The sequence below is a fragment of the Streptomyces sp. CA2R106 genome, assembly GCF_037034245.1.
Taxonomy (GTDB): Bacteria; Actinomycetota; Actinomycetes; order Streptomycetales; family Streptomycetaceae; genus Actinacidiphila.
In genome coordinates, this window is sequence record NZ_JBAGKC010000022.1 from 39,804 (window position 1) to 63,292 (window position 23,489).

At 74.4% G+C, this 23,489-nt stretch carries 22 protein-coding genes; 13 read left to right on the forward strand and 9 right to left on the reverse strand.

The features are described from left to right. Positions 1 to 44: 44 nt before the first annotated feature. Entirely contained in the window at positions 45 to 824 is a 780-nt protein-coding gene (locus WA788_RS25670) for an NAD(P)H-dependent oxidoreductase (RefSeq protein ID WP_335981095.1), read from the reverse strand. A gap of 156 nt (positions 825 to 980) precedes the next feature. On the opposite strand from WA788_RS25670, the gene WA788_RS25675 reads away from it, so the two are divergent. Continuing rightward, on the forward strand, positions 981 to 1,913 hold the full coding sequence (locus WA788_RS25675; RefSeq protein WP_335981096.1) for a helix-turn-helix transcriptional regulator: 933 nt from the start codon (positions 981 to 983) through the stop codon (positions 1,911 to 1,913). Here the strand turns inward: WA788_RS25675 and WA788_RS25680 are convergent. After that, on the reverse strand, positions 1,827 to 2,183 hold the full coding sequence (locus WA788_RS25680; protein WP_335981097.1) for a DoxX family protein: 357 nt from the start codon (positions 2,181 to 2,183) through the stop codon (positions 1,827 to 1,829). The genes WA788_RS25675 and WA788_RS25680 overlap by 87 nt on opposite strands. Positions 2,184 to 2,402: 219 nt before the next feature. Beyond that, entirely contained in the window at positions 2,403 to 3,074 is a 672-nt protein-coding gene (locus WA788_RS25685) for an HAD family hydrolase (RefSeq protein WP_335981098.1), read from the reverse strand. A gap of 244 nt (positions 3,075 to 3,318) precedes the next feature. Here WA788_RS25685 and WA788_RS25690 point away from each other — a divergent pair, with 244 nt between their 5' ends. The 3 genes from WA788_RS25690 to WA788_RS25700 all read left to right on the forward strand — a co-directional run bounded on the left by WA788_RS25690 (position 3,319) and on the right by WA788_RS25700 (position 4,532). Continuing rightward, on the forward strand, positions 3,319 to 3,888 hold the full coding sequence (locus WA788_RS25690; protein ID WP_335981100.1) for a hypothetical protein: 570 nt from the start codon (positions 3,319 to 3,321) through the stop codon (positions 3,886 to 3,888). Between the two features lie 86 nt (positions 3,889 to 3,974). After that, the gene (locus WA788_RS25695) at positions 3,975 to 4,301 is read left to right on the forward strand and encodes a hypothetical protein (protein ID WP_335981101.1); all 327 of its coding nucleotides are present in this window, start codon (positions 3,975 to 3,977) and stop codon (positions 4,299 to 4,301) included. Positions 4,302 to 4,352: 51 nt separating this feature from the next. Next, on the forward strand, positions 4,353 to 4,532 hold the full coding sequence (locus WA788_RS25700; protein WP_335981103.1) for a hypothetical protein: 180 nt from the start codon (positions 4,353 to 4,355) through the stop codon (positions 4,530 to 4,532). A 21-nt stretch (positions 4,533 to 4,553) separates the two neighbouring features. Here the strand turns inward: WA788_RS25700 and WA788_RS25705 are convergent, their stop codons facing one another. Beyond that, positions 4,554 to 5,765, reverse strand: coding sequence for a peptidoglycan-binding domain-containing protein (locus WA788_RS25705; protein WP_335981105.1), 1,212 nt, complete (start codon positions 5,763 to 5,765; stop codon positions 4,554 to 4,556). 203 nt (positions 5,766 to 5,968) lie between these two features. Here WA788_RS25705 and WA788_RS25710 point away from each other — a divergent pair, with 203 nt between their 5' ends. Beyond that, a complete protein-coding gene (locus tag WA788_RS25710) occupies positions 5,969 to 8,026 on the forward strand; it encodes an MFS transporter (protein ID WP_335981106.1) in 2,058 nt (685 codons plus the stop codon). On the opposite strand, the gene WA788_RS25715 is transcribed toward WA788_RS25710, so the two are convergent. Continuing rightward, positions 7,932 to 8,189: a DUF397 domain-containing protein gene (locus WA788_RS25715; protein WP_335981107.1), complete on the reverse strand. Its 258-nt coding sequence runs from the start codon at positions 8,187 to 8,189 to the stop codon at positions 7,932 to 7,934. The genes WA788_RS25710 and WA788_RS25715 overlap by 95 nt on opposite strands. A 21-nt stretch (positions 8,190 to 8,210) precedes the next feature. After that, positions 8,211 to 9,065 carry a helix-turn-helix domain-containing protein gene (locus WA788_RS25720; RefSeq protein ID WP_335981108.1) on the reverse strand — a complete coding sequence of 285 codons (855 nt, stop codon included), beginning with the start codon at positions 9,063 to 9,065 and terminating at the stop codon, positions 8,211 to 8,213. A gap of 440 nt (positions 9,066 to 9,505) precedes the next feature. Here WA788_RS25720 and lanKC point away from each other — a divergent pair, with 440 nt between their 5' ends. The 4 genes from lanKC to WA788_RS25740 all read left to right on the forward strand — a co-directional run bounded on the left by lanKC (position 9,506) and on the right by WA788_RS25740 (position 16,359). Continuing rightward, a complete protein-coding gene (lanKC, locus tag WA788_RS25725) occupies positions 9,506 to 12,499 on the forward strand; it encodes a class III lanthionine synthetase LanKC (protein WP_335981109.1) in 2,994 nt (997 codons plus the stop codon). Between the two features lie 105 nt (positions 12,500 to 12,604). Continuing rightward, positions 12,605 to 12,724 (forward strand): SapB/AmfS family lanthipeptide, encoded by a 120-nt coding sequence (locus WA788_RS25730; RefSeq protein WP_335981110.1) that lies wholly within the window; start codon positions 12,605 to 12,607, stop codon positions 12,722 to 12,724. Between the two features lie 150 nt (positions 12,725 to 12,874). Then, entirely contained in the window at positions 12,875 to 14,626 is a 1,752-nt protein-coding gene (locus WA788_RS25735; protein WP_335981111.1) for an ABC transporter ATP-binding protein, read from the forward strand. 5 nt (positions 14,627 to 14,631) lie between these two features. Continuing rightward, positions 14,632 to 16,359 (forward strand): ABC transporter ATP-binding protein, encoded by a 1,728-nt coding sequence (locus tag WA788_RS25740; RefSeq protein WP_335981192.1) that lies wholly within the window; start codon positions 14,632 to 14,634, stop codon positions 16,357 to 16,359. Positions 16,360 to 16,429: 70 nt separating this feature from the next. On the opposite strand, the gene WA788_RS25745 is transcribed toward WA788_RS25740, so the two are convergent. Both WA788_RS25745 and WA788_RS25750 read right to left on the reverse strand, forming a co-directional pair. Further along, positions 16,430 to 17,251 (reverse strand): helix-turn-helix transcriptional regulator, encoded by an 822-nt coding sequence (locus WA788_RS25745; RefSeq protein WP_335981112.1) that lies wholly within the window; start codon positions 17,249 to 17,251, stop codon positions 16,430 to 16,432. A 294-nt stretch (positions 17,252 to 17,545) separates the two neighbouring features. Next, positions 17,546 to 18,193 (reverse strand): TetR family transcriptional regulator, encoded by a 648-nt coding sequence (locus WA788_RS25750; protein WP_335981113.1) that lies wholly within the window; start codon positions 18,191 to 18,193, stop codon positions 17,546 to 17,548. Positions 18,194 to 18,418: 225 nt separating this feature from the next. On the opposite strand from WA788_RS25750, the gene WA788_RS25755 reads away from it, so the two are divergent. The 3 genes from WA788_RS25755 to WA788_RS25765 are packed head-to-tail and all read left to right on the forward strand — an operon-like array spanning position 18,419 to position 21,842. Further along, a complete protein-coding gene (locus WA788_RS25755) occupies positions 18,419 to 19,924 on the forward strand; it encodes a glycosyltransferase family 4 protein (RefSeq protein WP_335981114.1) in 1,506 nt (501 codons plus the stop codon). Further along, positions 19,924 to 20,763, forward strand: a complete 840-nt coding sequence (locus tag WA788_RS25760; RefSeq protein WP_335981116.1) for a class I SAM-dependent methyltransferase — start codon at positions 19,924 to 19,926, stop codon at positions 20,761 to 20,763. The genes WA788_RS25755 and WA788_RS25760 overlap by 1 nt, the downstream gene beginning before the upstream one ends. Then, a complete protein-coding gene (locus WA788_RS25765) occupies positions 20,760 to 21,842 on the forward strand; it encodes a prenyltransferase/squalene oxidase repeat-containing protein (protein WP_335981118.1) in 1,083 nt (360 codons plus the stop codon). The genes WA788_RS25760 and WA788_RS25765 overlap by 4 nt, the downstream gene beginning before the upstream one ends. Before the next feature lie 64 nt (positions 21,843 to 21,906). Here WA788_RS25765 and WA788_RS25770 read toward each other — a convergent pair whose 3' ends face one another. Further along, positions 21,907 to 22,242 carry an ArsR/SmtB family transcription factor gene (locus WA788_RS25770; RefSeq protein WP_335981119.1) on the reverse strand — a complete coding sequence of 112 codons (336 nt, stop codon included), beginning with the start codon at positions 22,240 to 22,242 and terminating at the stop codon, positions 21,907 to 21,909. Positions 22,243 to 22,345: 103 nt separating this feature from the next. Between WA788_RS25770 and WA788_RS25775 the strand changes: the two genes are divergently transcribed. Then, positions 22,346 to 23,488 carry an FAD-dependent monooxygenase gene (locus WA788_RS25775; RefSeq protein WP_335981120.1) on the forward strand — a complete coding sequence of 381 codons (1,143 nt, stop codon included), beginning with the start codon at positions 22,346 to 22,348 and terminating at the stop codon, positions 23,486 to 23,488. Position 23,489 lies beyond the last annotated feature (1 nt).

The following is a 23,489-nucleotide window of genomic DNA, read 5'->3' on the forward strand; positions in this document are numbered from 1 at the left end:
TTCGCAAACGCCTGGGTCGCCGCCCCCCTTACGACCAGCCCGCCTCAGCCGCGCACGTGCAGCCCGAAGCCTGTACGGCCCGCAGGCTCCAGCCCCTCCTTCAGGTGCAGCGACGGGATCTCGTAGTCGCCGAAGTTCTGCGGCCGGAACGCGATCGGCTCGGTGGTCTCCAGGGTGAGCAGGCGCTCCTCCCAGGCGCCGGCGGCGGCCGCGTACTCCTCGTCGGTCATCCGGTCGGTGCTGTGGAGCACGAACGGCGGCAGCACCTCGAAGCCCGGGTAGTAGAGGATGCCGTGCTGGATCGGGAAGAGCAGGTCGTCGATGGGGCCGTTGATGCCGCGGGCGGCGTAGTGCGACGCCGGGCCGCCCGTGGTCACCGACAGCAGCGCCCGGCGGCCGGCCAGCGAGCCCTCGCCGAAGCGGTCGCCGTACTTCGTGTCACTGTGCTCGCCGACGCCGTAGGCGAAGTGGAAGGTGAACACCCGGTCCACCCAGCCCTTGAGGATGGCCGGCACCGAGTACCACCACAGCGGGAACTGGAAGATGACCGTATCGGCCCACAGCAGCTTCTCCTGCTCGGCGCGCACGTCCGGGCTCAGCGTCCCGGTGTCGAAGGCCCGGCCGGAGTCGCGGGCGACCTGGAGCGGGTTCGAGGCGTGCGGGCCGTAGTCCGCGGCGTCCACCACGGCCTTCCAGTCCATCGCGTACAGGTCGCTCACCCGCACCTCGTGGCCGGCGGCCTCCAGCGTGGCGACCGCGAGGTCCTTCAGCGAGCCGTTCAGCGACTTCGGCTCCGGGTGGGCGTGCACGATCAGCGTCTTCACGGGGGTTCCTCGGGGATCGGGTGCGGGTGGATCGGGACGCCTTCGATCCTGGGCGTTGCGTGTCCTGTTGTTCAGGGGCGCCGATTCCGTCGGACCGGACTTCCTGGTACCGGCAGGGCCACCTTCGCCGGCGGCGCGGCGGCCCATACTGGGCGCATGGACGATCTCGCCGGTTTCCTGCGGACCAGGCGCGCCCGGGTCGACCCGGCGACCGTCGGGGTCACCCCGGACAGCCGCCGCCGGGTCGAGGGGCTGCGCCGGGAGGAGGTCGCGCACCTGTCCGGGGTCAGCGTCGACTACTACGTACGGCTGGAACAGGGCCGCGCGACCCAGCCGTCCGCGCAGGTGCTCGACGCGCTCGCCCGCGTCCTCGGCCTCGACGAGACCGAACGCGACCACCTGTGCCGGCTGGCCGGGCAGCCCCGCCGCCGCACGCCCACGCCGGGCGGCCGGGTCCGGCCCGAACTGCTGCGCATCCTGCACCTGGTCGGCGACACCCCCGCGATGGTCGTGGACCACCGGATGGACGTGCTCGCGGCCAACCGCCTGGCCAGGCTCCTCTACGGCCGGCCGGTGCCGGGCCTGAACACCGCCCGGTACCTCTTCCTGGAGGAGGCCGAGCACGGCCTGTTCGGCGGCTGGGACGACTGCACCACCGACGTCGTCGGGCACCTGCGGCTGTCCGCCGGGAAGTACCCCGACGACCCCCGGCTGGCCTCGCTCATCGGCGAACTCGCCATGGGCAGCGAGCGCTTCCGCCGGCTCTGGGCCCGCGCGGACGTGCGCGCCCGCACCCACGGGCCCAAGTCGTACCGGCATCCCCTGGTCGGACCGCTGGAACTGCACCAGGAGAACTTCGCGCTGCCCGACGGGTCGGGCATGGAGCTGGTGGTGCTCACCGCGGCCGCGGGCAGCCCTTCGGAGGACGGGCTGCGGCTGCTCGCGGGTCTGGGCGCGGACGGCGCCGAGCCGCGCCCCGCGGCCGCCCGCCGCCCGGTGCCGTCACCAGGGGCCGCGGTCCGCGAGGCCCAGGACCAGCGCGGCGACCGCGGTGGCGAGGAAGACGATCCCGCCCACGATGTTGCGTGAACCCACCCGCAGGTGGGCGATGATCGCGCCGACGAAGTAGAGGACCAGCCCGCAGGCGGCGAGCGTGCCGAACACCGGCACCGCGAGCCCGGCGGCCAGCCCCACGGTGCCGGCGGCGAGCAACAGGCCCAGCACCGGCACCCACTTGCGGGCGATCCCCTTCATGTCCGCCTGGGTCTTGGGGTATTCGTGGCCGATCAGGTACGTGACGGCGGCGGCGCCGTTGAAGACCACCCCGACCAGGGTGACCGTGAGGTAGGCGGCGAACACGTGCGCTCCGTTCGGTCGGACGGGCGCCCCGCTGCGGGACGCCGCTGCCCGAACGAACCGGCGAGCGCGCGGGTTTGTGACACCCGGGTGCGGGTGGGGTGCCGTGGTGAACGGCCCGTGCGCACAGGGGTGCCGTGGTGAACGGCCCGTGCGCGCGGGGTGCGCGCCGTGAACGGTCAGGTGGCGAACGGTCAGATGGCCGCTGCCAGGCGGTGACCGTCAGGCGGTGACCGTCACCACGAAGGTGCCGTCGTCCGTGAAGCGCACCTGGACGTGCTCCAGGGACGGGGCGTGCGCGGTGGGCTGCTGGGCGGCCGCGCGGGGGCCGACGCCGACGACCCGCATCCCCGCGGCGCGGGCCGCCGCGATGCCGACCTCGGCGTCCTCGAAGACGAGGCAGTCCTCGGGGGCGAAGCCCAGTTCGGCGGCGCCCTTCAGGAAGCCCTCGGGGTCGGGCTTGCTGGCGCTGACGCGCTCCGCGGTGACCCGGACCTCGGGCATCGGCAGGCCCGCCGCGTCCATCCGGGCCCGCGCCAGGTTGCTGTCGGCGGAGGTGACCAGCGCGTGCGGCCGCCCCTGGAGCGCGGCGAGGAACGCGGGGGCGCCGGGGATCGGCACGACGCCCTCGGTGTCGGCGGTCTCCTCGGCCTGGAGCACGGCGTTCTCGGCGAAGTTCTCGGCCATCGGCCGGTCCGGGAAGAGCAGGGCCATCGTGGCGTGGCCCTGGCGGCCGTGCACGATCGACAGGACGTACTCCGCGTCCAGGCCCTTGCGCTCGCACCAGCGCCGCCAGCAGCGCTCCACGACGGCGTCGGAGTTCACCAGGGTGCCGTCCATGTCCAGCAGCAGCGCGCGGGCGCGGAACTCGGCGGACGGGGCGGACGGCGTCATGGAACTGCTCCCTGGGGATCTGGGGTTCTGAGGTCTGTGGGGCCGCTGGAGCCACGGTGTGCGCGGACGAAGCGGGGGCGGCCGCTCCGGCTGGCGCCGCTGCGACCGCCCCCGACGGTGACTCCGTTACTCCGTGGCCCCGCCCGCCGGTCAGGGGAGGCGGGCGGAACCACTTTGTTCCATCACGATACAAAAGATGTGGCCCGTGCGCCACCCCCGGCTCCGCCGGCCCTAGACTCGCCGCATGCCCACGGAACCCTTCGGGCCGCTCCAGTTCCAGCTGGTGCTGCTGCGGCGGATGGCCGACCACCAGCCGGACCTGGTCGACGACGCGCTGCGCACGCTGGGCGTGAACCACACCGACGTGCGCGAGGCGAACCGCCGCTGGCAGGCACGGCTGCACAGCCGGACGTTCCCGGGCGGCGAGGCCCGCTACCGTACGGCGCTCGGGCCGCCGGAGGACGTACGCGAGCAGCGGGCCGGGGACCTGGCGCTGCGCGCGGCTCGCTGGCCCGTACCGCTCTGGCCGCACCTGCGGTTCGAGGTGGTGACCCTGCCGGGCGGCGGGGGCGGGGTGGTCAACGAGTGGCTGGTGCGCGCTCCGGGGGCCGAACCGCCCCGGCTCGCGGCCGTGGCGGACCTGCTGCCGTGGTCGTGCACCGTGGACGACGCCGCCCGCGCCTTCCCCCCGGCCGCACCGCTCCCCCCGGACGCCCCCTCCCGCGCCCGCCTCTCCCTGACCGACCCCCTCACCGCCAACCGCCTGGTCGCCCACTTCACCTGGGGCCTCCTCCAGTACGTCGCGGACCGCTGAGCCCCACCCGGGGGACCCACCGGCGACCGAACGCGGAACGCCCTGGACGCTCGCGTCTTCCCCGGCCACGCGGGCATACTGCGGGTATGCACGCAGGGTCGCGCTACGCCGACATCCGCCCGTACACGGTGCCCGAGTCGCTCAGTGAGCTGGCGGGACCGACCAGCGGGATCGTCACTCTGCCCTTGAGTTTGGACTGGTCCCAGCAGGGCCGCTACGACCTCGGCATCGACAAGGACCGGCGCCGCCTCTACGAGACGGTGATCCGCGAAGCCATGGACGTGTCCGAAGTGCGGCGCTTCCTCGACGAGGGCTTGCTGCTGCGCCTGTGGCCCTCACTGTGGCTGCCCGTACGCGTGAGATCACTGTGGCAGGAGAGATTCCCCCAGTTGGGGTCGGCCGCCGCCGCATAAGGTGATCCGCAACGATTCGACGCTGCGGTGCGGGCAGTACGGGACGCCTATGTGTCCCACGGGCTCACCGTCGAGGTGATGCGCTCCGGAGGCTCGTTCGCGCGTTTGCTGGTCGTTGGCGAGCAGGGTCGGCAGACGAAGGTGGACATGGAAGCTGTCGCCGGCCTTCGCTTCGCGATCGAGTCGTGGGCCGAGGAACTGGAACGCCACAGGGACCAAGAGGCCCGCTGAGGGCCTGCCCAGGTCGGGAGGCTATTCGCTCGGGGTCTGGTGTTGGAGGGCGGCGCGGGTGTGGGGGCCGTAGATGCCGTTGTGGCTGCCGTCGGGGGCGTCGGAGACCCAGTACCAGGTCTGGAAGGTGGCCACCGCCAGCTTGACCTGGTTGTCGAAGACGCCGTCGATCGGGCCGGCGTAGCACCACACCTTGCTGAGGCGGCGCTGGAGGTCGGTGACGGCGGGGCCGGTGTCGCCGACCTGGAGCACCTGCGTGGTGGCGCTCGCAGGGGTCGTGGTGGTGCCCGAACCGTCCGAGGCGGTGTCCGTCGGGGTGGAGGTGCCCGAGGTGCCCGTGGTGGCCGTGGTGGTCGAGCCGTCCGAGGCGGACGGCGGGGTGGCCGCGGTCGCGTTCGCGGCGGACCCGGAGACCTGCTCGGTCGGCGCGGCGCCGGTGGCGGAGGGGGCCGTGCCGGCCGGATCGGCGGTGGCGGACGTCGAGGGCGTGGCCGAAGAGGTGGCCGTGCGGGGCGTGGCGGCCGCGGTGGTGTGGCCGGTCATGGCCGGGGCCGTCGACGCGGTGGCCTGCGTGGCGTTGGAGGGGAGGACCACGTCCGGCATCGAGGAGGACTGGTCGGGCAGGGCGCGGTCGGTGCCGGGCTGCTCGGTGCCGATGTGGCCGCTGACCGCCACGGCGCCCGCGGCGAGCGCGGAGGCGGCGACCGCGGCGGCGGCCACCACGATGCCGCGCCTGCGCCGCCGGTGGCGGCCGTGGGCGGCGGAGGCCGGGTGGAGGTCGGTGTCCTCGTCGTCGTCAGCGAGGTCGCCGCGGCCCGCCGCGGGGAACAGGCCGAGGTCGGCGAACGCGGGCCCGCCGTCCGCGGGGCCGGGCGCGCTGTCGTACGGGTCGCCGTACGCGCCGGGCTGGTCGGTGTCGATCAGCTGCCGGACGGTGCTCTCGCCGGCCTCGCCGTCGGGTTCGGCGACGACGTAGGGCCGCAGGCGCAGCGGGTGGAAGCCCTCGACGGCCGCGACGGCCGCCGCGCGCTCCGCGGACCGCTCGGCCGCGCGTATCCCGCCCGCGTCGTCCTCGGCGGAATAGACGGGACCGGCGGAGGGGGCGGGATATCCGGGGTGCCCCGCCGCGTGCGGGTCGTACGGCGGCGGCTGCTGCGGGTGGGGCCGCCCCGTGCGGGCGTACCCGCCGTCGTACGGGCCGTCCTCCGGCCTGCTCGGCTGCTGCGGCGCCACGGTGTTCCCCTCCCGCCGTTCGTACCCGGGTGCGCACGGTCCGTTCACACGGCGTACGCGAAGTCTCCGGTGATTATGCCGATCCGACACGCCCGAGGCACACCGCTTCGGCCCGGACGTGACGTCTTCCGCAGGCCATAACCGAACAAAGGGTGGCAATATGAGTTTCTGGCCCTCGGGGAGACGAGGCGAGGAGCTGCCACATGGCCCACACCAGCACCGCCACCGCGCCGGCGGCGGCACCGGGCGAGCAGCAGGACAAGCGGGCGGTGCGGATCGCGATCGGCGCGCTCGCGCTCGGGCTGCTGCTGGCCGCGCTCGACCAGACGATCGTGTCGACGGCGCTGCCCACCATCGTCAGCGACCTCGGTGGCATCGACCACCTGTCGTGGGTGGTGACCGCCTACCTGCTGGCGTCCACCGCGGCAACCCCGCTGTGGGGCAAGCTCGGTGACATGTACGGCCGCAAGCGGCTGTTCCAGTCCGTGATCGTGCTCTTCCTGATCGGGTCGGCGCTGTGCGGGATCGCCCAGAGCATGGGCGAGTTGATCGCGTTCCGGGCGTTGCAGGGGCTGGGCGGGGGCGGGTTGATCGCGCTGTCCATGGCGATCGTCGGCGACATCGTGCCGCCCCGCGACCGCGGCCGCTACCAGGGCGTGTTCGGCGGGGTGTTCGGTGCCGCGAGTGTGCTCGGGCCGCTGCTGGGCGGGGTGTTCACCGAGCAGCTCTCCTGGCGCTGGGTGTTCTACATCAACCTGCCGATCGGCGTCGTCGCGCTGGCCGTGATCGCCGCGGTGCTGCACATCCCGGTACGGCGTACCGCGCACCGGATCGACTACGCCGGGATGGCGGTGGTGGCCGCGGCGGCGACCTGCCTGGTGCTGGTCACCTCGCTCGGCGGCACCACCTGGCCCTGGGGCTCGGCGCGCATCATCGGGCTGGCGGTGCTCGGGGTGGTGCTGGTCGGGGTGTTCGTGCTGATCGAGCGGCGCGCGCAGGAACCGGTGCTGCCGCCCCGGCTGTTCCGGGTGCGCACCTTCCTGATCTGCTCGGCGATCTCCTTCATCATCGGCTTCGCGATGTTCGGCGCGATGACCTACCTGCCGACCTTCCTCCAGGTGGTGCACGGCTACTCGCCGACCCTGTCCGGCGTCCACATGATCCCGATGGTGGTCGGGCTGCTGCTGTCCTCCACCGGCTCCGGCCAGATCGTCAGCCGCACCGGCCACTACAAGGTCTTCCCGATCCTGGGCACCGCGATCACCGCGCTCGGGCTGCTCCTGCTGCACCAGCTCGACGAGTTCACCGCGACCTGGCTGATGAGCCTGTACTTCTTCGTCTTCGGCCTCGGGCTGGGCCTGGTGATGCAGGTGCTGGTGCTCGCGGTGCAGAACGCGGTCGGCTACGAGGACCTGGGCTCGGCCACCTCCGGCACGACCTTCTTCCGCTCCATCGGGGCGTCCTTCGGCGTCTCGGTGTTCGGCACCGTCTTCACCAACCAGCTGTCGCACAAGCTGGGTTCGGCGCTGCGCGGGGTGCATGTGCCGGCCGGCTTCAACCCGGCCCAGCTCCAGGCCGACCCGAAGGCGATCGCCGGGCTGCCGAGCAGCATCAAGTCCCCGGTGCTGCACGCCTACGCGCAGTCCATCACCACGGTCTTCCTGTGGGCGGTGCCTGTCGCGCTGCTCGGCTTCGTGCTCGCCTGGCTGCTGAAGGAGCAGCCGCTGCGCGGGTCGGTGACGGCGCCGGACGCCAACGAGACGTTCGGCACCAATCCGGTGGAGCGCTCCTCGCTGGACGAGATCGCCCGCTGCCTGTCGGTGCTGGGCAGCCGGGAGGCCAAACGGGACCTGTACGTCCGGGTCACCGGAAAGGCGGACGCGGACATCCATCCGGCCACCAGCTGGCTGCTGCTGCGGATCGCGCACCAGGGTGAGGCCGATCCGGTGGAGCTGGCCGAACACGCCACGGTGCCGGCCGAGATGATCGAACGGTCCGCGGTGGAGGCGGAGAGCCGCGGGTTCGCGGTCCGGGCCGGCAACCCGCTGCGGCTGACCGACAGCGGGAAGGCGCTGGCCGAGCGGCTCGGGGCGGCCCGCCGCACGGTGCTGGCCGACCTGCTGGGCGACTGGGACACCGCGCAGAACTCCGAACTCGGGGCCCTCGTCACGAAGTTGAGCGCGGAGTTGTGCGGCGGCGACCACGACCGGCCGGAGCCGCCCGATCGGTCGGCACGGCCGGCGCGGTCGGCGCGGCCTTGAGGAAGCGCAGGAACCGCGCCAGCTCCTTGCGGGTGGTGGTGAGCACCACCCCGGGGTTGTCGCTCTCCCTGAGGAGGACCGCGCCCCCGTGTGCGGCCAACTCGACACAGTCCCCGTTGTCCTGGGAGTAGGAGGACTTCTGCCAAGGCAGGAGCGCGGTCATGGGATGCGGCCCTTTCAGGGGTCAGAGGTCTCGGGCGATGCTGTGGATGAAGTCGCGCGACTCATCCCGGTCCAGCGCCACCTTCGTGAGGATCTCGAACCGGCTGAGGTAGTTGGCGAGTTGGGTGGCCGCGTGCAGCAGGATCACGCCGTGCGCGGAGTCGATCTGCACGGTGTCCAACTGCGGGACGGTGCCGCTCGCGTAGAGCATCGCGTGGCTGGAGCCGACATGCCCCTCGGAGGCGAACGGGATGACCCGCACGCTTATCTGGGGCAGGTGGCTCAGCTCCTGGATGTGCTCCAGCTGGGCCTTGGCCACCTTCGCCCCGCCGAACCGCATCCGCAGCGCTGCCTCGTGGACCAGCGCTTCGTACGGCGGGGCGGACTCGCGGTGCAGGATCGCGGAGCGCTCCATCCGGTGGGCGACCCAGGCGTCCAACTCGTTGTCGGGCAGGGGCGGGACGGCGTGGCCGACCACTGCCCTGGCGTACGCCTCGGTCTGGAGCAGGCCGGGGACGTGGCTCACCTGGAGCGGGCGCAGGTGGACGGCGTGGTGCTCCATCTCGGAGATGTCGAGCATGCCGGCCGGCACCACCCCGCGGTAGGCCTCCCACCAGCCCTTGCGGCCATGCCCGTTGGCCATGCTGACCAGGGCGTCGACCAGGGCGGCGTCCCCGCATTCGTAGAACGCGGCCAGACGCCTTAACCGCTCCTCGCTGACACCGAGCCGGCCCGCCTCGATGTGGCTGACCTTCGCCGGGTCGGTGCCGAGCAACCGCGCTGTGTCGCGGGCGGTGATCCCCGCGGCTTCCCGCATCTTTCTCAGCTCCGCGCCTAGGCGCTCCTGGCGGGCGGTCGCGGTGCTCCTGAGCGGCATGGTGTCCCTTCGTGGTGCTGGTTTCCGAGTGTGCCGTTCCGCTCTCGCGGGGTCCAGATCGTTTCAGGAAATCCGTAACTAATCAGAGACAACGTTGCAGCGGTGCACTATTGCCCCATATGGGCTCGGCGATCTTTACTCTCCCATAGTCAACTCCCTTGCGCAGACGCCGTGTTGGCCGGGGCGTCCGGTGACGGCGACCGGATAGCCGCCGGTGGGGCGGAACTGCCGGGTGCGGCGGGAGGGTCGGGCGGGGCGGTGCGTTCACGCTGGGCGAACACCGAGCGCAGTCGCGGACGAACGCAACGTGGCGGCCGTCTGTCGTGTGATCCGGCTGTCCGACATATGCGTTCCGCACGGCGATGAGGTGACAACGGTGACTTCACCCGATTCCGCTTCCGTGTCAGTCTCAGTGCCGTCACCGCGAAGAGGGGGGATCGATGGACAACCGCTACGAGGTCTTCTGCCTCGCCGACCGGCACTTCTACGAGAGCCTGGACCGGCTGTCCGCGACCGCCGGGGACACGGGTACGGCGGCCGGGAGCCGGGCGGCGGCGACCGGGCACCCGGCCGCCGTACCCGGGGCGGCGACCGGGGCCGCGGCCGCCGGGAGCACGGACCGCGCCGCCGTACCGCTCTTCGACACCGCGCGGCGGCCGGTGCCCGCCGGCTGGCGCACCGTGCGCGAGGGCGACTGGCTGCACCTGGACCCGCCGGCCGGGGAGCGCGCCTACCCCGCGCAGGGCTGGAAGGTGCACGCCTCGGCCACCCTGGAGAGCGCCGACAAGGTCGCCGCGAAGGTCTGGGACTACTGCGTGCCGCGGAACATCCCGTTCAAGTTCGTGCCCGGCCCCCGGCTGCTGCACCTGCGCAACTCCAAGTACGCCGGGCGCGACACCTCGGGGAAGTTCGTCACCATCTACCCGCCCGACGAGCAGGGCCTGCGGGTGGTCCTCGACGAACTCGGCGCGCTCCTGGACGGCGAGCCGGGCCCCTACATCCTCACCGACCTGCGCTGGCGGCAGGGCCCGCTGTACGTGCGCTACGGCGCCTTCGCCAAGCGCTACTGCGTCGGCGGGCACGGCACCCTGGTGCCCGCGGTCGAGAACGGCAGCGGGCAGTTGGTGCCCGACGACCGCTCACCGGCCTTCCACGTGCCCGACTGGGTCACCCTCCCGCCGTTCCTGGCCCCGGAGTTGGCCGCGCGCAACGCCACCACCGTCGCCGACCTGCCCTACCGCATCGAGCAGGCCCTGCACTTCTCCAACGGCGGCGGCGTCTACGCCGGCACCGACACCCGCACCGGCGCCAAGGTCGTCCTCAAGGAGGGCCGCCCGCACGCGGGCCTCGCCTCCGACGGCGCCGACGCCGTCACCCGGCTGCGCCGCGAACGCGACGCGCTGCGGCGGCTGTCCGGGCTCGGCGTCGCCCCGGAACTGCGCGACTGGTTCACCGTCGGCGACCACCGCTTCCTGGTGATGGACTTCGTCGAGGGCAAGCCGCTCAACTCCTACTTCGCGCACCGCCACCCGCTGCTGCGGCCCGACCCCGACCCGGCCGGCGTCGCCGACTTCACCGCCTGGGCGCTGCGCATCCACGCCGGGGTGGCGGCGGCCGTCGCCAAGGTCCACTCGCGCGGGCTGGTCTTCAACGACCTGCACATGTTCAACATCATGGTCGCGCCCGACGACGAGACGGTGTCCCTGCTGGACTTCGAGGCGGCCGCCCGCACCACCGACAACGGCCGCCAGGCCGTCGCCCACCCGGGGTTCGTCGCGCCGCCCGACCGCCGCGGCGCCGCCGTGGACCACTACGCGCTGGCCTGCCTGCGGCTGGCCCTCTTCCTGCCCGTCACCACGCTCTTCGCCATCGACCGCGGCAAGGCCGCGCACCTGGCGGAGGTGATCGGCCGCGAGTTCCCGGTGCCGGAGTGGTACCTGGCGGAGGCGGTGGACGAGATCACGCGGACGGCCGAGGAGGCCGAGGAATCCCGTGGCGAACGGGCCGCTGCCGCAGCCGCCGCCCACGGCCCGGCCGGCGGGTACGGCGTCAACGGAACGGACCTGCGGGCGGGTTCACCCTCCCGCGATCTGCACGTGCACACCGGCGACCCCGCTCCCGCAGAAGACCGCGCCTCTGACCGCTGGTCGGAACGCGCCCCCGACCAGGCCCCCGGGCACGCCGCGGACCACGCCTTCGGCCACGGCGCCGACGCCACCGGCCTGCCCGCCGGCACCCGCCCCGGACCGCCGCGCCGCCACTACCTGCCCGCCGAGCCGGGCGACTGGCCCGCCGCCCGCGACTCCATGGCCGCCGCGATCCTCCGCTCCGCGACCCCCGACCGCGACGACCGGCTCTACCCCGGCGACATCGCCCAGTTCACCCCGGGCGGCGGCCTCAACGTCGCCCACGGCGCCGCCGGTGTGCTCTACACCTTCGACCAGCTCGGCCTGCCCCGCCACGACGAGGGCGAGCAGTGGCTGCTCGCCCGCACCGCACACCTGCCGAACGGCATCCCGCTCGGCCTGTACGACGGCGTCGCCGGCATCGCCCACGTCCTGGACCGGCTCGGCCACACCGAACGCGCCCTCACCCTGGTGCGCACCCTGCTCGCCGAGAACTGGCAGCGGCTGGCCTCCGACCTCCACGGCGGCCTCACCGGCATCGGCCTGGTGCTGGACCACCTCGCACTGACCACCGGCGAAGCCGACCTGCACGAACGGGCGTTGGAGGCCGCCGGGATCGTCGCCGCCCGGGTCGCGGCCGAGGCGGAAGCGGAAGCCGAGCGGCGCCGGCAGCACCCGGACGCCCGGCCCACCCGCCGCGCCGGACTGATGCGCGGCACCACCGGCGCCGCCCTGCTCTTCCTGCGGCTGTACGAGCGCACCGGCCTGCCCGGGCTGCTCGGCCACGCGGCCCGCGCGCTCACCCTCGACCTCGACTCCTGCGTGGCCACCGCGAGCGGCAGCCTCGAAGTGGACGAGGGCTGGCGCACCATGCCGTACGTCGGCGACGGCAGCGCCGGGATCGGGCTGGTCCTCGACGACCTGCTCGCGCTGGCCGGCCCCGACGGCCTCGACGAGCCGGTCCGCGCACGCTTCGAGCAGGCCAGGGCCGGGATCGTGCGGGCCGCCACCGCGCGGCTGTACGCCCAGCCCGGACTGCTGGCCGGCCGGGCCGGGATGATCCTGCACCTCGCCCGCACCACCGCACCCGGCGTCCCCGACGGCGCTCTGGCCGCACAGGTCGACGCGCTCGGCTGGTACGGCATGGCGCACCGCGGCGCGCTCGCCTTCCCCGGGCACCAGATGATGCGGCTGTCCATGGACCTCGGCACCGGTACGGCGGGCTGCCTGCTCGCCCTCAGCGCCGCGCACGCCGGCCGGCACCCCGCACCCCGGCTGCCCTTCCTCCCCCCACCGCCCGCGCGTTGACCCGCGGGCCCCACGAACCGGTCCGGGCAGCGGCCCGGACCGCGCCAGAACCTGGCGACCAGCCGCCGAACTCCTCGGCGACACCGATGGAAAGGAACACCTGACATGGCCCTTCTCGACCTTCAGGACATGGAGCCCGCCGAGCACGGACACGGCGCCGACAACGCCAGCTCGCTCAGCCTGCTGAGCTGCGTCAGCTCGGTGAGCTTCCTGATCTGTCTGTGACGCGACCGCCCGTGGCTCCACGGCGGTACGACCGGTGACCCGAGGCCCTGTCCGACAGGGCCAAGCCCCGCCCCCAGCACCCGGGGGCGGGGCCCCGGCATGCCCGCCGCCGCGCCCCCGCACACCCCCGCCCCGCCGGAGGAGGACCGCATGGCCGACCACGCCCCGCCGCCCCCCGTGCTGCGGCCCGCCGTACGCGGCAGCCGCACCGCCGTCGCCGCCGTCGCGGTGCTGGCCGGGCTCTCGGTGGGCCTGGGCCTGCTGCTGCCCACGGTGCTCGGCCACGCCGTCGACCAGGTGCTGCGCGGAGACTCCGACGCGCCCTGGCACGCCGGGAGTCGGGTCTGGACGTGCGCGGCGGTCGTGGCCGGGCAGGTGCTGGTCGGCACCACCAGCGATGTGCTCGCGGCCGTCTCCGGCGCCCGCGTCACCGCCTCGGTACGGCGCCGGGCCGTACGCCATGTGCTCGCCGCGCGGGTGGCGGGCGGCGGCGACCTGGTCACCCGGCTGGTCGGCAACGCCGCCGACGCGGGCGCCGTACCGGCCGCCGCCGCGACCCTGCCGGCCGCCGTCGGCGCCCCGCTCGGCGGAATCGTCGCCCTCTTCCTCACCGACCCCTGGCTGGCGGCCGCCTTCCTGCTCGGCGCCCCGCCGCTCGCCCTGCTCGTGCGGCGCTTCGCCCGCGCCTCCGCCGACAGCGTCGCCCGCTACCAGGACGCCCAGGGCCGGATCGCCGCCCGCCTGGTCGAGGCGATCGGCGGCGCCCGCACCATCGCCGCCGCCCGCACCGAGGAGCGCGAGGCCGCGCGGGTACTGGCGCCGCTGCCCGAACTCAGCACCCAGGGACACCGGATGTGGCACGTCCAGGGCCGGGCCACCGCACAGGCCGCCGTCCTGGTGCCGCTGCTCCAGATCCTCGTCCTCGCCGTCGGCGGACTGCGGCTGGCCCAGGGCGACCTGACCGTCGGCGGGCTGCTCGCCGCCTCCCGCTACGCGCTGCTCGCCTCCGGAATCGGCACCGTGGTCGGGCAGTTGGGCGCCCTCGTCCGCGGCCGGGCCGCCGCCCGCCGGATCGCCGGCGTGCTCGCCGTGCCCGCACCCGCCCACGGCACCGACGCGCTGCCCCGCGGCGGCCCCGGCACCCTCGAACTGCGGGGCGTCACCGTCACCCGCGGCGGCACGACCGTCCTGGACCGCCTCGACCTGACCGTGCCCGGCGGCAGTTGCGTGGCCGTCGTGGGGCCGTCCGGCGCCGGCAAGTCCGTACTGGCCGAACTCGCCGGGCGGCTCACCGACCCGGACGAGGGCACCGTGCTGCTCGACGGCCGCCCGCTGGCCGCACTCAGCCGCGCCGAACTGCGCGACGCCGTCGGCTACGCCTTCGAACGCCCGGTGCTGCTCGGCGACACCCTCGGCGACGCGATCGCCTTCGGGCCGGGCGAGTTGGACCCCGGCGCCGTCACCCGCGCCGCCCGCGCGGCCGGCGCCGACGGCTTCGTACGGCGCCTGCCCGCCGGCTACGCCACCCCGCGCGCCGACGCCCCCCTGTCCGGCGGTGAGGCTCAACGCATCGGCCTGGCCCGGGCGTTCGCGCGCGGCGACCGGTTGCTCGTGCTCGACGACGCGACCTCCAGCCTGGACACCGTCACCGAACGGCACGTCGCCCGCGCCCTTCTGCACGATCCGCGCGGCCGCACCCGCCTGCTCACCACCCACCGCGCCGCCACCGCCGCCCGCGCCGACCTCGTCGCCTGGCTCGACTCCGGCCGGCTGCGCGCCCTGGCCCCCCACCGGGAGCTGTGGCAACAGCCCGCCTACCGCGCGCTGTTCGCCACCGCGGCGGCCGAAGGCAGCGCGGCAGGGGAGCCGCTGGCCGCCGTGGCGGGGGAGGGGGAGAAGTGAACGGGATGCGGGGGTATCTGCGGGGCAGGCTCGGGGCGTTGGCGGTGCTGGCCGGGTGGTCGGTGGTGGAGTCGGCGCAGACGTTCGCGGTCGGCTACGCCGTCGCGAAGGCACTGGACGAGGGCTTCCTGCGCGGGCGCGACGCGGCAGGCCTGTGGTGGCTGGCGCTGGCGGCGGTGGCGGTGCCGGTCGGCGCGTACGGGACCGCGCGGGTCTACCGGGGGCTGGCCGGGCTGGTGGAGCCGCTGCGGGACGGCCTGGTGACGCGGGTGGTGCGCGACGGGCTGCGGGCGGCGGTGCGCGGGCGGGGCAGCGGCGAGGGCGCCGTGGTGTCGCGCCTGACCCACCAGGTGGAGATCGCGCGGGACGCCTTCGGCGGACTGGTGCTGGTGGTGCGCTCGTTCGCGTTCACCGCGATCGGCGCGCTCACCGGGATGTGCGCGCTCGCGCCGGTGCTGCTGCTGATCGTGCTGCCGCCGCTGGCCGCGGGAGTGGCGCTGTTCGCGGCCGGGCTGGGCCCGCTCGCCCGCCGCCAGCACGCCTACCTCGCCGCCGACGAGGCGCTCGCCGCGGAGTGCGGCGCCCTCGCCGGCGGACTGCGCGACATCACCGCGTGCGGCGCAGAACCCCTGATGGCCGCGCGCGCCGACGCCCGGACCGGCGCCGCGCTCGACACCGCCCGCGCGCTCGCCCGCTGGGGGGTGCTGCGCGCCGCCGCCCTGGCCGTCGGCGGCCAACTCCCCGTGGTGCTGCTGCTGGTGGCCGCGCCCTGGCTGATCCGCACCCACCGCCTCACCCCGGGCGACCTGCTCGGCGCGCTCACCTACCTCACCCAGTCCCTGCAACCGGCGCTCCAGAACCTGGTGCACACGCTGGGCGCGGCCGGCACCCGGCTCGGGGTCGTGCTGCGGCGGATCGGGGGGGACGGCGGCGCCGGCGGGGGCGGTGGTGTCGGCGACGGTGTGCCGGGCCAACCCGGGCCGCGGGAGGCGGAGACGGGGCATCCGGACCTGCCCGGGTGCGTCCTGCACCTGCGCCACGTGACCTTCGCCTACGGCCCGGTCGCCGAACCGGTTCTGCATGATCTGGAGTTGGCACTCCACGCGGGTGAACACCTGGCCGTGGTCGGCCCGAGCGGCATCGGCAAGTCCACGCTGGCCGCGCTCACCGCGGGCCTGCTGCGCCCCGACCGCGGCGACGTACGGACCGCGGGCCGCCCCGCGCTCGTCCCGCAGGAGGCATACGTGCTGACCGGAACCGTACGGGAGAACCTGGCCTACCTGCGGGAGGACCCGGTGCCCGACGCCGAACTGCTCGCCGCGGCACGCGCGGTGGGCGCCGGCCCCCTGGTGGAGGCGCTCGGCGGGCCGGACGCCGAGGTCGACCCGGCCCGGTTGTCCGCGGGGGAGCGGCAGCTGCTCGCGCTGGCCCGGACCTACCTGTCCCCGGCGGGACTCGTCGTGCTCGACGAGGCGACCTGCCACCTCGACCCGGCCGCCGAGGCCGTCGCCGAGGAGGCGTTCGCCCGCCGTCCCGGCGGAACGCTCGTGGTGATCGCGCACCGGATCAGCTCGGCGCGGCGGGCCGGCCGGGTCCTCGTGCTGGACGGCACACACGCGGTGTGCGGCACGCACGAGGACCTGCCGGCCCGTTCGGCGCTCTACCGCGACCTGGTGGGCAGTTGGTCCGCCGACGCAGCGGCGGGTACGGGCGCGGCTACGGGTACGGCGTGACGCGTACGGCGCGGTGCCGTATCCGACCGCCGCGCCCGGCACCTGCCCGCCCGTACGCCGACGGCCGCCGTCACACCCATCCGGCGACCTGGGAGATCCGGATCGCGTCCACCCGGTTGCGGGCCCCGGTCTTCCGGGTGATCGAGGCGAGGTAGTTGCGCACGGTGCCGTGCGACAGATGCAGCCGGTGCGCGATCTCGGTGACCGGGGCGCCCTCCGCGCTCAGCGACAGCACGCTCAACTCCCGCCTGGTCAACGGCATTTCGGCGGCGTGCAGAAACTCCACGGCGAGCGACTCGTCGACGAACCGTTTCCCCTGCGCGGCCTGCCGTACGGCCGTCGGGAGCCGGTCGGCCGACCGGTCCTTGTTCACGAACCCCAGCGCGTGCGCCTCGTGGGCCCGCCGCAGATCGCCGGGCTTGCCCGCGCCGGTCAGCACCACCAGCGCGCACCGGGCCCGGGTCAGCCCGCCCAGGGCCCCCGCGGTGGCGAGCCCGTGCGTGGTGGGGTGCAGCGGGCCGGTGCCGGCGGCTCCCCGCGACGCGGTGCTCCCGTTCGCCGCCCGGCCGCCGCTCACCGTGCGGGACCCGCCGCGGCCGCGCGTCCCGCTCCCGCCCCGCGCGGCGCCCGGGCTCGTACCCGCTCCCGCGCCGGCCGGGCCCCGCACCGGTCTGGCCTGACCGTCGAGCGGGCCGCCGCCCGCGCCGACGTGCTGCCGCCAGCCCGTACAGTCCGCGTCCACCACGCAGACGTCCGGCCGTAAGGCCCGCGCGGCCTCCGCCAGCAACGGCCAGGCCGTGTCCGTCACCTCGAAGTCCGCCTCCCGGCCCAGCAGCGCCGCCAGCGCGGAGCGCAGCAGGCAGGTGTCATGGGCCACCAGTACACGTATCACCGGGTCATCCCCCTCGCGTGGTCGCATCGGTGCGCCGCCCTGATCCCCCTGCGGGTGATGTCCGCGACCCCCGGGACGAACGCGAACCCATTCATACCCGGCGGATCACCCCGTGCGGGTGAACTTCCGTCCCAGCCGGGGGCAGAACAGGAGTGGCAGGAGGCGCCAGGAGCGCACTCTGCGCCGACGCGCGCCCTCCCTTCGAGGTAATCGACGGTAGTTGCGCCGATACCGAACGTGGTCGTGTGATAGGGGTGCGCGTGAGGTGCGCGGCCGGGCCGGGCGACGGTGCCGCTACGCCGTCGCCGTGTCGAGCAGGCCGCAGACCGTGCGGATGTCCTCCGTCACCTCGGCGACCGAGGTGCGCCCCGAGATCCAGCCGACCAGCGCCGCGTGCCAGGTGTGCCCGATCACCCGGACGGCCGAGAGCAGCGCTTCCGGCGGCTCGGCGGCGGCGACGCTTCCGGCGGCCTCGGCCTCGGCCTCCGCCGCCCCCGGTCGGCCCATCGCCTCCACGATGATCGAGGTGGTCAGCCGCGAGGCGGTGTCCACCTGGGCGCGGACCGAGCGGTCGGCGAAGATCATCGCCCGGAACATCGCGTCGGCGAGCAGCGGTTCGCGCTGGAGCGCGCGGAAGGCGCGCAGCAGGGTGTCGGCGACGCGGGTGCCCGGGTCGGGGGCGGTCGGCGGCCGGGTGCGCAGCGCGCTCTGCAACTGCCCGAGCTGGTCCTCCATGACCGCCACCAGCAGGTGGATCTTGGACGGGAAGTAGCGGTAGAGGGTGCCCAGGGCGACGTCGGACAGCTCGGCAACCTCGCGCATCTGCACGGCGTCGAAGCCGCCGCCGCAGGCCAGTTCGGTGCTGGCGGCCAGGATGCGGTCGCGCCGGGCCGCCTGCCGCGCGGTCAGTGCCGGGGCCGGTGGCCTGGGGTGTGCGCTCATCCGTCCTGTCCTTAGCCGTGCGGTGCCGAGTCCGGCCGGGTTCGGGGCCGGGGCCCGCCGCGCCGTGGCCGGTGCCGACGCCGCGCGCCCGGGTCGGGGGTGTGTGCATGATGGCAGCCGGGTGCGGGAGGGCGTGCCCCACCCCTGTACGATCTATCTGAAACTTGTTCTAGATTAGCGCGACCGGTTACGCTCCGGCCCAATCGCAGCGAGAAGGGAGCCGGAGTGACCTCTCCGTCCGGGCCACTGCGGATCGCGCTGCTGAGCTACAAGGGCAATCCGTTCTGCGGCGGCCAGGGTGTGTACGTCCGGCACCTGGCCCGCGAACTGGCCGCACTCGGCCACCGCGTCGAGGTGATCGGCGCGCAGCCCTATCCCGTACTGGACGCGCTCGGCGAGGGCGTGACCCTCACGGAGCTGCCCAGCCTGGACCTGTACCGGCAGCCCGACCCGTTCCGCACCCCGCGCCTGGCGGAGTACCGCGACTGGGTCGACGCGCTGGAGGTCGGCACCATGTGGACCGGCGGCTTCCCCGAGCCGCTGACCTTCAGCCTGCGCGCGCGCCGCCACCTCGCCGCCCGCCGCGCGGACTTCGACGTGGTGCACGACAACCAGACCCTCGGATACGGCCTGCTCGGCCTCGGCCTGCCGCTGGTCACCACGATCCACCACCCCATCACCGTGGACCGCCGCCTGGAGCTGGCCGCCGCCCCCGACCTCCGCAAGCGGATGTCGGTCCGCCGCTGGTACGGCTTCACGCGCATGCAGAAGCGGGTGGCCCGGCGGCTGCCGTCGGTGCTGACCGTCTCCGGGTCGTCGCGGCAGGAGATCGTCGCGGACCTCGGGGTGCGGCCCGAGCGGGTGCACACGGTGCCGATCGGCGCGGACGCCCGGCTGTTCGCGCCCGACCCGTCGGTGGCCGAGGTGCCCGGGCGGATCGTCACCACCTCCAGCGCGGACGTGCCGCTCAAGGGCCTGGTCTTCCTCGTCGAGGCACTGGCGAAGGTCCGTACCCAGCGGCCCGACGCGCACCTGGTGGTCGTCGGCAAGCGGCCGGAGCGGGGGCCGGTGGCCGACGCCGTCGCCGCCTTCGGGCTGGCCGACGCGGTCGAGTTCGTCAAGGGCATCAGCGACGCCGAGCTGGTCGACCTGATCCGCAGCGCCGAGGTGGCGTGCGTGCCGTCGCTGTACGAGGGGTTCTCGCTGCCTGCGGCCGAGGCGATGGCCACCGGCACCCCGCTGGTGGCCACCACCGGGGGCGCCATACCGGAGGTGGCCGGGCCGGACAACGAGACCTGCCTCGCGGTGCCGCCCGGGGACGCGGGCGCGCTCGCCACCGCGCTCGAACGGCTGCTGGCCGCACCGGAGTTGCGGGCGCGGCTGGGCGCCGCCGGGCGGGCCCGGGTGCTGGAGCGCTTCACCTGGACGCGTGCGGCCGAGGCGACCGCCGAGCTGTACCGGGCGGCGATCGCCGCGCACCCGGGGCCGGTTCGGGCGCCGCTGCCCGCCGCGGGCCGCACGCATAGCGCCGCGGACGCGGGCAGGAGTACCCCTGCCGGCGCCGACCCGGCGGCAACTCCCGTACCGGACACGGCCGCCCCGCCCGGCGCCGACCCGGCGGCAACTCCCGTACCGGACACGGCCGCCCCGCCCGGCGCGGCGGCGGACGGCCGGGACGGCGACGACCGGGACACCGCACATCCCTCAGACCCCGTGGGGAGCAACCGCTGATGCTGACCGTCGACTTCACCCGTTTCCCGCTCGCCGCCGGCGACCGCGTCCTGGACCTCGGGTGCGGGGCCGGGCGGCACGCCTTCGAGTGCTACCGGCGCGGCGCGCAGGTCGTCGCGCTGGACCGCAACGGCGAGGAGATCCGCGAGGTCGCCAAGTGGTTCGCGGCGATGCGCGAGGCGGGGGAGGCCCCGGCGGGCGCGTCCGCGCTGGCGATGGAGGGCGACGCGCTCCAACTCCCGTTCCCCGACGAGAGTTTCGACGTCGTGATCATCTCCGAGGTGATGGAGCACATCCCCGAGGACAAGGCGGTGCTCGCCGAGATGGTCCGGGTGCTGCGGCCCGGCGGCCGGATCGCGGTGACCGTGCCGCGCTACGGCCCGGAGAAGATCTGCTGGGCGCTGTCCGACGCCTATCACGAGGTCGAGGGCGGCCACATCCGCATCTACAAGGGCGACCAGCTCCTGGACCGGATGCGCGAGGCGGGCCTGAAGCCGTACGGCACCCACCACGCGCACGGCCTGCACGCGCCGTACTGGTGGATCAAGTGCGCGGTCGGCGTGGACAACGACCAGGCGCTGCCGGTGAAGCTGTACCACAAGCTGCTGGTCTGGGACATCATGAAGAAACCGCTGGCCACGCGGCTCGCCGAGCAGGTGCTCAACCCGGTGGTCGGCAAGAGCTTCGTGGCGTACGCGACGAAGCCGCGGCTGCCCGAGCGGGCGGCTGCCGCGGAAGCGACGACGGGCGCCGGGTCCGCCGTCGGCGCCGGGTCGGCCGCCGACTCCGGGTCCGCCGCCGGCGCCGGGTCCGCTGTCGGCGTGGACCGCGCGAAGTGACCTCGCCGAGCCGCGGGCAGGGCCGCCGCACCGAGCGGCTGGAACTGCCCGGCGTCCTCACCGCGGAGCAGGCCCGGCGGACGGTCGCCGCGATGGCCGCCGCGCAGCGCAGCGACGGCGCGATCCCGTGGTTCCGCGGCCACCACCTCGACCCGTGGGACCACACCGAGACCGCGATGGCCCTGGACGCGGCCGGCGAGCACGACCGCGCGGCGGCCGCGTACGACTGGCTGGCCCGGCACCAGAACCCCGACGGCTCCTGGTACGCCGCCTACCACGACGGCAGCGCCGACCAGCCCACCGACCTCGGCCGCGAGTCCAACTTCTGCGCCTACGTCGCCGTCGGCGCCTGGCACCACTACCTCGCCACCGGCGACGAGGCGTTCGCCGAGCGGATCTGGCCGACCGTGCACGCCGCCGTCGAGTACGTCCTGGCGCTCCAGCAGCCCGGCGGGCAGATCGGCTGGAAGCGCGAGGCGGACGGCACCGCCGTCAACGACGCGCTGCTCACCGGCAGTTCGTCGATCCACCAGGCGCTGCGCTGCGCGCTGGCCCTCGCCGAGCACCGCCGGGAGCCGCAGCCGGACTGGGAGTTGTCGGCCGGGCTGCTCGGCCACGCGGTGCGCCGCCACCCCGAGCGGTTCCTCGACAAGTCCCGCTACTCCATGGACTGGTACTACCCGGTGCTCACCGGCACCCTGCGCGGGCCGGCCGCCCTCGCCCGGATCGACGCCGGCTGGTCCCGCTTCGTGGTCCCCGGGCTCGGGGTGCGCTGCGTGGACCCCAACCCCTGGGTCACCGGCGGCGAGTCCGCGGAACTCGCCCTCGCCCTCTGGGCGGTCGGCCGCACCGACGACGCCGTCCGGGTCCTCGCCGACATCCAGCACCTGCGGGCCGAGGACGGCCTGTACTGGACCGGCTACGTCTTCGCCGACCGCGCGGTGTGGCCGGTCGAACGCACCACCTGGACCGCGGCCGCCCTCCTCCTCGCGGTCGCCGCGCTGGGCGGCGAACCGGCCACCACCGCGGTCTTCGCCGCCGACGCCCTCCCCACCGCCCTCCCGTCCCCCTGCTGCTGACCGCCCGCGCCCGGTGCCCTCGGGCCTCCGCTGGGAGGCAGTCCGCGACGAGAGCGGCGACTGCTCAGCGAGGGGTGGTGTCGCCCGCGGGCTCTGCTCCCAGGAGGGCGAGCAGCCCGGGGAACCTCTTCTCGATGTCCGCGCGTCGTAGGCGGATGCCCTTGCGGTTGCCGTAGTCGATCTCGTCGATGAGACCTGCCTCGCGCAGGACGCGGAAGTGGTGGGTCTGGGTCTGCTTCGAGATCGGCAGATCGAACGAGTTGCAGCCCCGCTCGCTGTCGCTGCGGTCGCGGACCAACTCCGTCATCACCGAACGACGGTGCTCGTCGGCGAGGGCGCGAAAGACCGCACCCAGATCGAGCGCATCGGCCTCCGGGCCCGTCCGGTTCCTCCCGGCCATGTGGCACCCCCTTCAGGTACGACTTGAATCGTACCTGATGGATGTGCTCCACTGAGGTACGAAACTATTCGTACCTGGCCATCGACGCCGAGAGGTCATCGTCATGAAGAAGCCCGAAGTGCTGATCGTCGGTGCCGGAATCGCGGGGCCCGCCCTCGCGTACTGGCTCGCCCGGAACGGATACCGGCCGACGGTCGTCGAGCACGCCCGGGAACTGCGCTCCGGCGGCAGCGCGATCGTCGTGAAGGGGCCCGCCATCCCGGTCGCCGACCGGATGGGCGTCCTCCCGGAGTTGCGCGGGCTCGCCACCCGCAACCGGTCGCTGACCCTGCTCGACCCCGCGGGCCGGCGCGTCCTGCGCGTCCCGCTCGCCTCGGACGGCGCGCCGACCGTCGAGGTGACCCGGGCCGACCTGTCCGAGGTACTCCACCGGTCGGCGCAGACCGGGGCCGAGTTCCTGTTCGACGACACGGTCACCGCTCTCGACCAGGATGAAGGCGGGGTCGACGTCACCTTCCGGCGGTCCGCGCCACGGCGCTTCGACCTGGTCGTCGGCGCCGACGGGATGCACTCCACCGTACGGCGCCTGGTGTTCGGCCCCGAGCGGCAGTTCGCGGGCGACCTGGGCCTGTACGGCGCGACCGTCCCGCTGGAACCCGACGCCGTCGAGGACCCGAGCGAGATGACGATGCTGACCGTGCCGAACCGGATGCTGGTCGTCCACCCCTCGCGGACCACTCCGCTCGCGATCTTCACCTTCCGGGCCGTGCAGCCGGCTCCCCACGACCGCAGGAACACCGCCCTTCACAAGCAGACCGTGGCCGACGCCTACGCCGACGTGCGGTGGCGGGCACCGGAACTCGTGGCGGCGTTCCTCGACCACCCGGCTCCGTTCTTCGACCCCCTGACCACCGTCCGGGTGCCCTCGTGGTCCCGCGGGCGGGTCGTACTGCTCGGGGACGCGGCGGCGGCGACAGCTCTGCTGGGTGACGGGTCCAGCATGGCGATGGCGGGCGCGTACGCCCTCGCGGAAGAGCTCGCCGCCCATCCCGGTGACCACGCCCGCGCGTTCGCCGCCTACGAGTCGCGGCTCCGCCGTGAGGTGGGCCCGCGGCAGCGACGCGTCGGTCTGCTCTCCAGGCTCCTGGTGCCCCGCACCCGGCCGGGCCTCGCGGTGCGCAACGCGGTGGGCCGCGTGGTCGTGCGCACCCACCGGATCGCCTCGCGCGAAGCCGCGAACCGGTAGG

Coding starts and splice junctions, on each gene's coding strand:
- WA788_RS25720 (WP_335981108.1), bottom strand. CDS start 9,065: ATGCCGCTCAGGAGCACCGCGACCGCCCGCCAGGAGCGCCTAGGCGCG.
- WA788_RS25730 (WP_335981110.1), top strand. CDS start 12,605: ATGGCCCTTCTCGACCTTCAGGACATGGAGCCCGCCGAGCACGGACAC.
- WA788_RS25735 (WP_335981111.1), top strand. CDS start 12,875: ATGGCCGACCACGCCCCGCCGCCCCCCGTGCTGCGGCCCGCCGTACGC.
- WA788_RS25750 (WP_335981113.1), bottom strand. CDS start 18,193: ATGAGCGCACACCCCAGGCCACCGGCCCCGGCACTGACCGCGCGGCAG.
- WA788_RS25685 (WP_335981098.1), bottom strand. CDS start 3,074: ATGACGCCGTCCGCCCCGTCCGCCGAGTTCCGCGCCCGCGCGCTGCTG.
- WA788_RS25775 (WP_335981120.1), top strand. CDS start 22,346: ATGAAGAAGCCCGAAGTGCTGATCGTCGGTGCCGGAATCGCGGGGCCC.
- WA788_RS25675 (WP_335981096.1), top strand. CDS start 981: ATGGACGATCTCGCCGGTTTCCTGCGGACCAGGCGCGCCCGGGTCGAC.
- WA788_RS25690 (WP_335981100.1), top strand. CDS start 3,319: ATGCCCACGGAACCCTTCGGGCCGCTCCAGTTCCAGCTGGTGCTGCTG.
- WA788_RS25715 (WP_335981107.1), bottom strand. CDS start 8,189: ATGACCGCGCTCCTGCCTTGGCAGAAGTCCTCCTACTCCCAGGACAAC.
- WA788_RS25760 (WP_335981116.1), top strand. CDS start 19,924: ATGCTGACCGTCGACTTCACCCGTTTCCCGCTCGCCGCCGGCGACCGC.
- WA788_RS25740 (WP_335981192.1), top strand. CDS start 14,632: ATGCGGGGGTATCTGCGGGGCAGGCTCGGGGCGTTGGCGGTGCTGGCC.
- lanKC (WP_335981109.1), top strand. CDS start 9,506: ATGGACAACCGCTACGAGGTCTTCTGCCTCGCCGACCGGCACTTCTAC.
- WA788_RS25770 (WP_335981119.1), bottom strand. CDS start 22,242: ATGGCCGGGAGGAACCGGACGGGCCCGGAGGCCGATGCGCTCGATCTG.
- WA788_RS25710 (WP_335981106.1), top strand. CDS start 5,969: ATGGCCCACACCAGCACCGCCACCGCGCCGGCGGCGGCACCGGGCGAG.
- WA788_RS25695 (WP_335981101.1), top strand. CDS start 3,975: ATGCACGCAGGGTCGCGCTACGCCGACATCCGCCCGTACACGGTGCCC.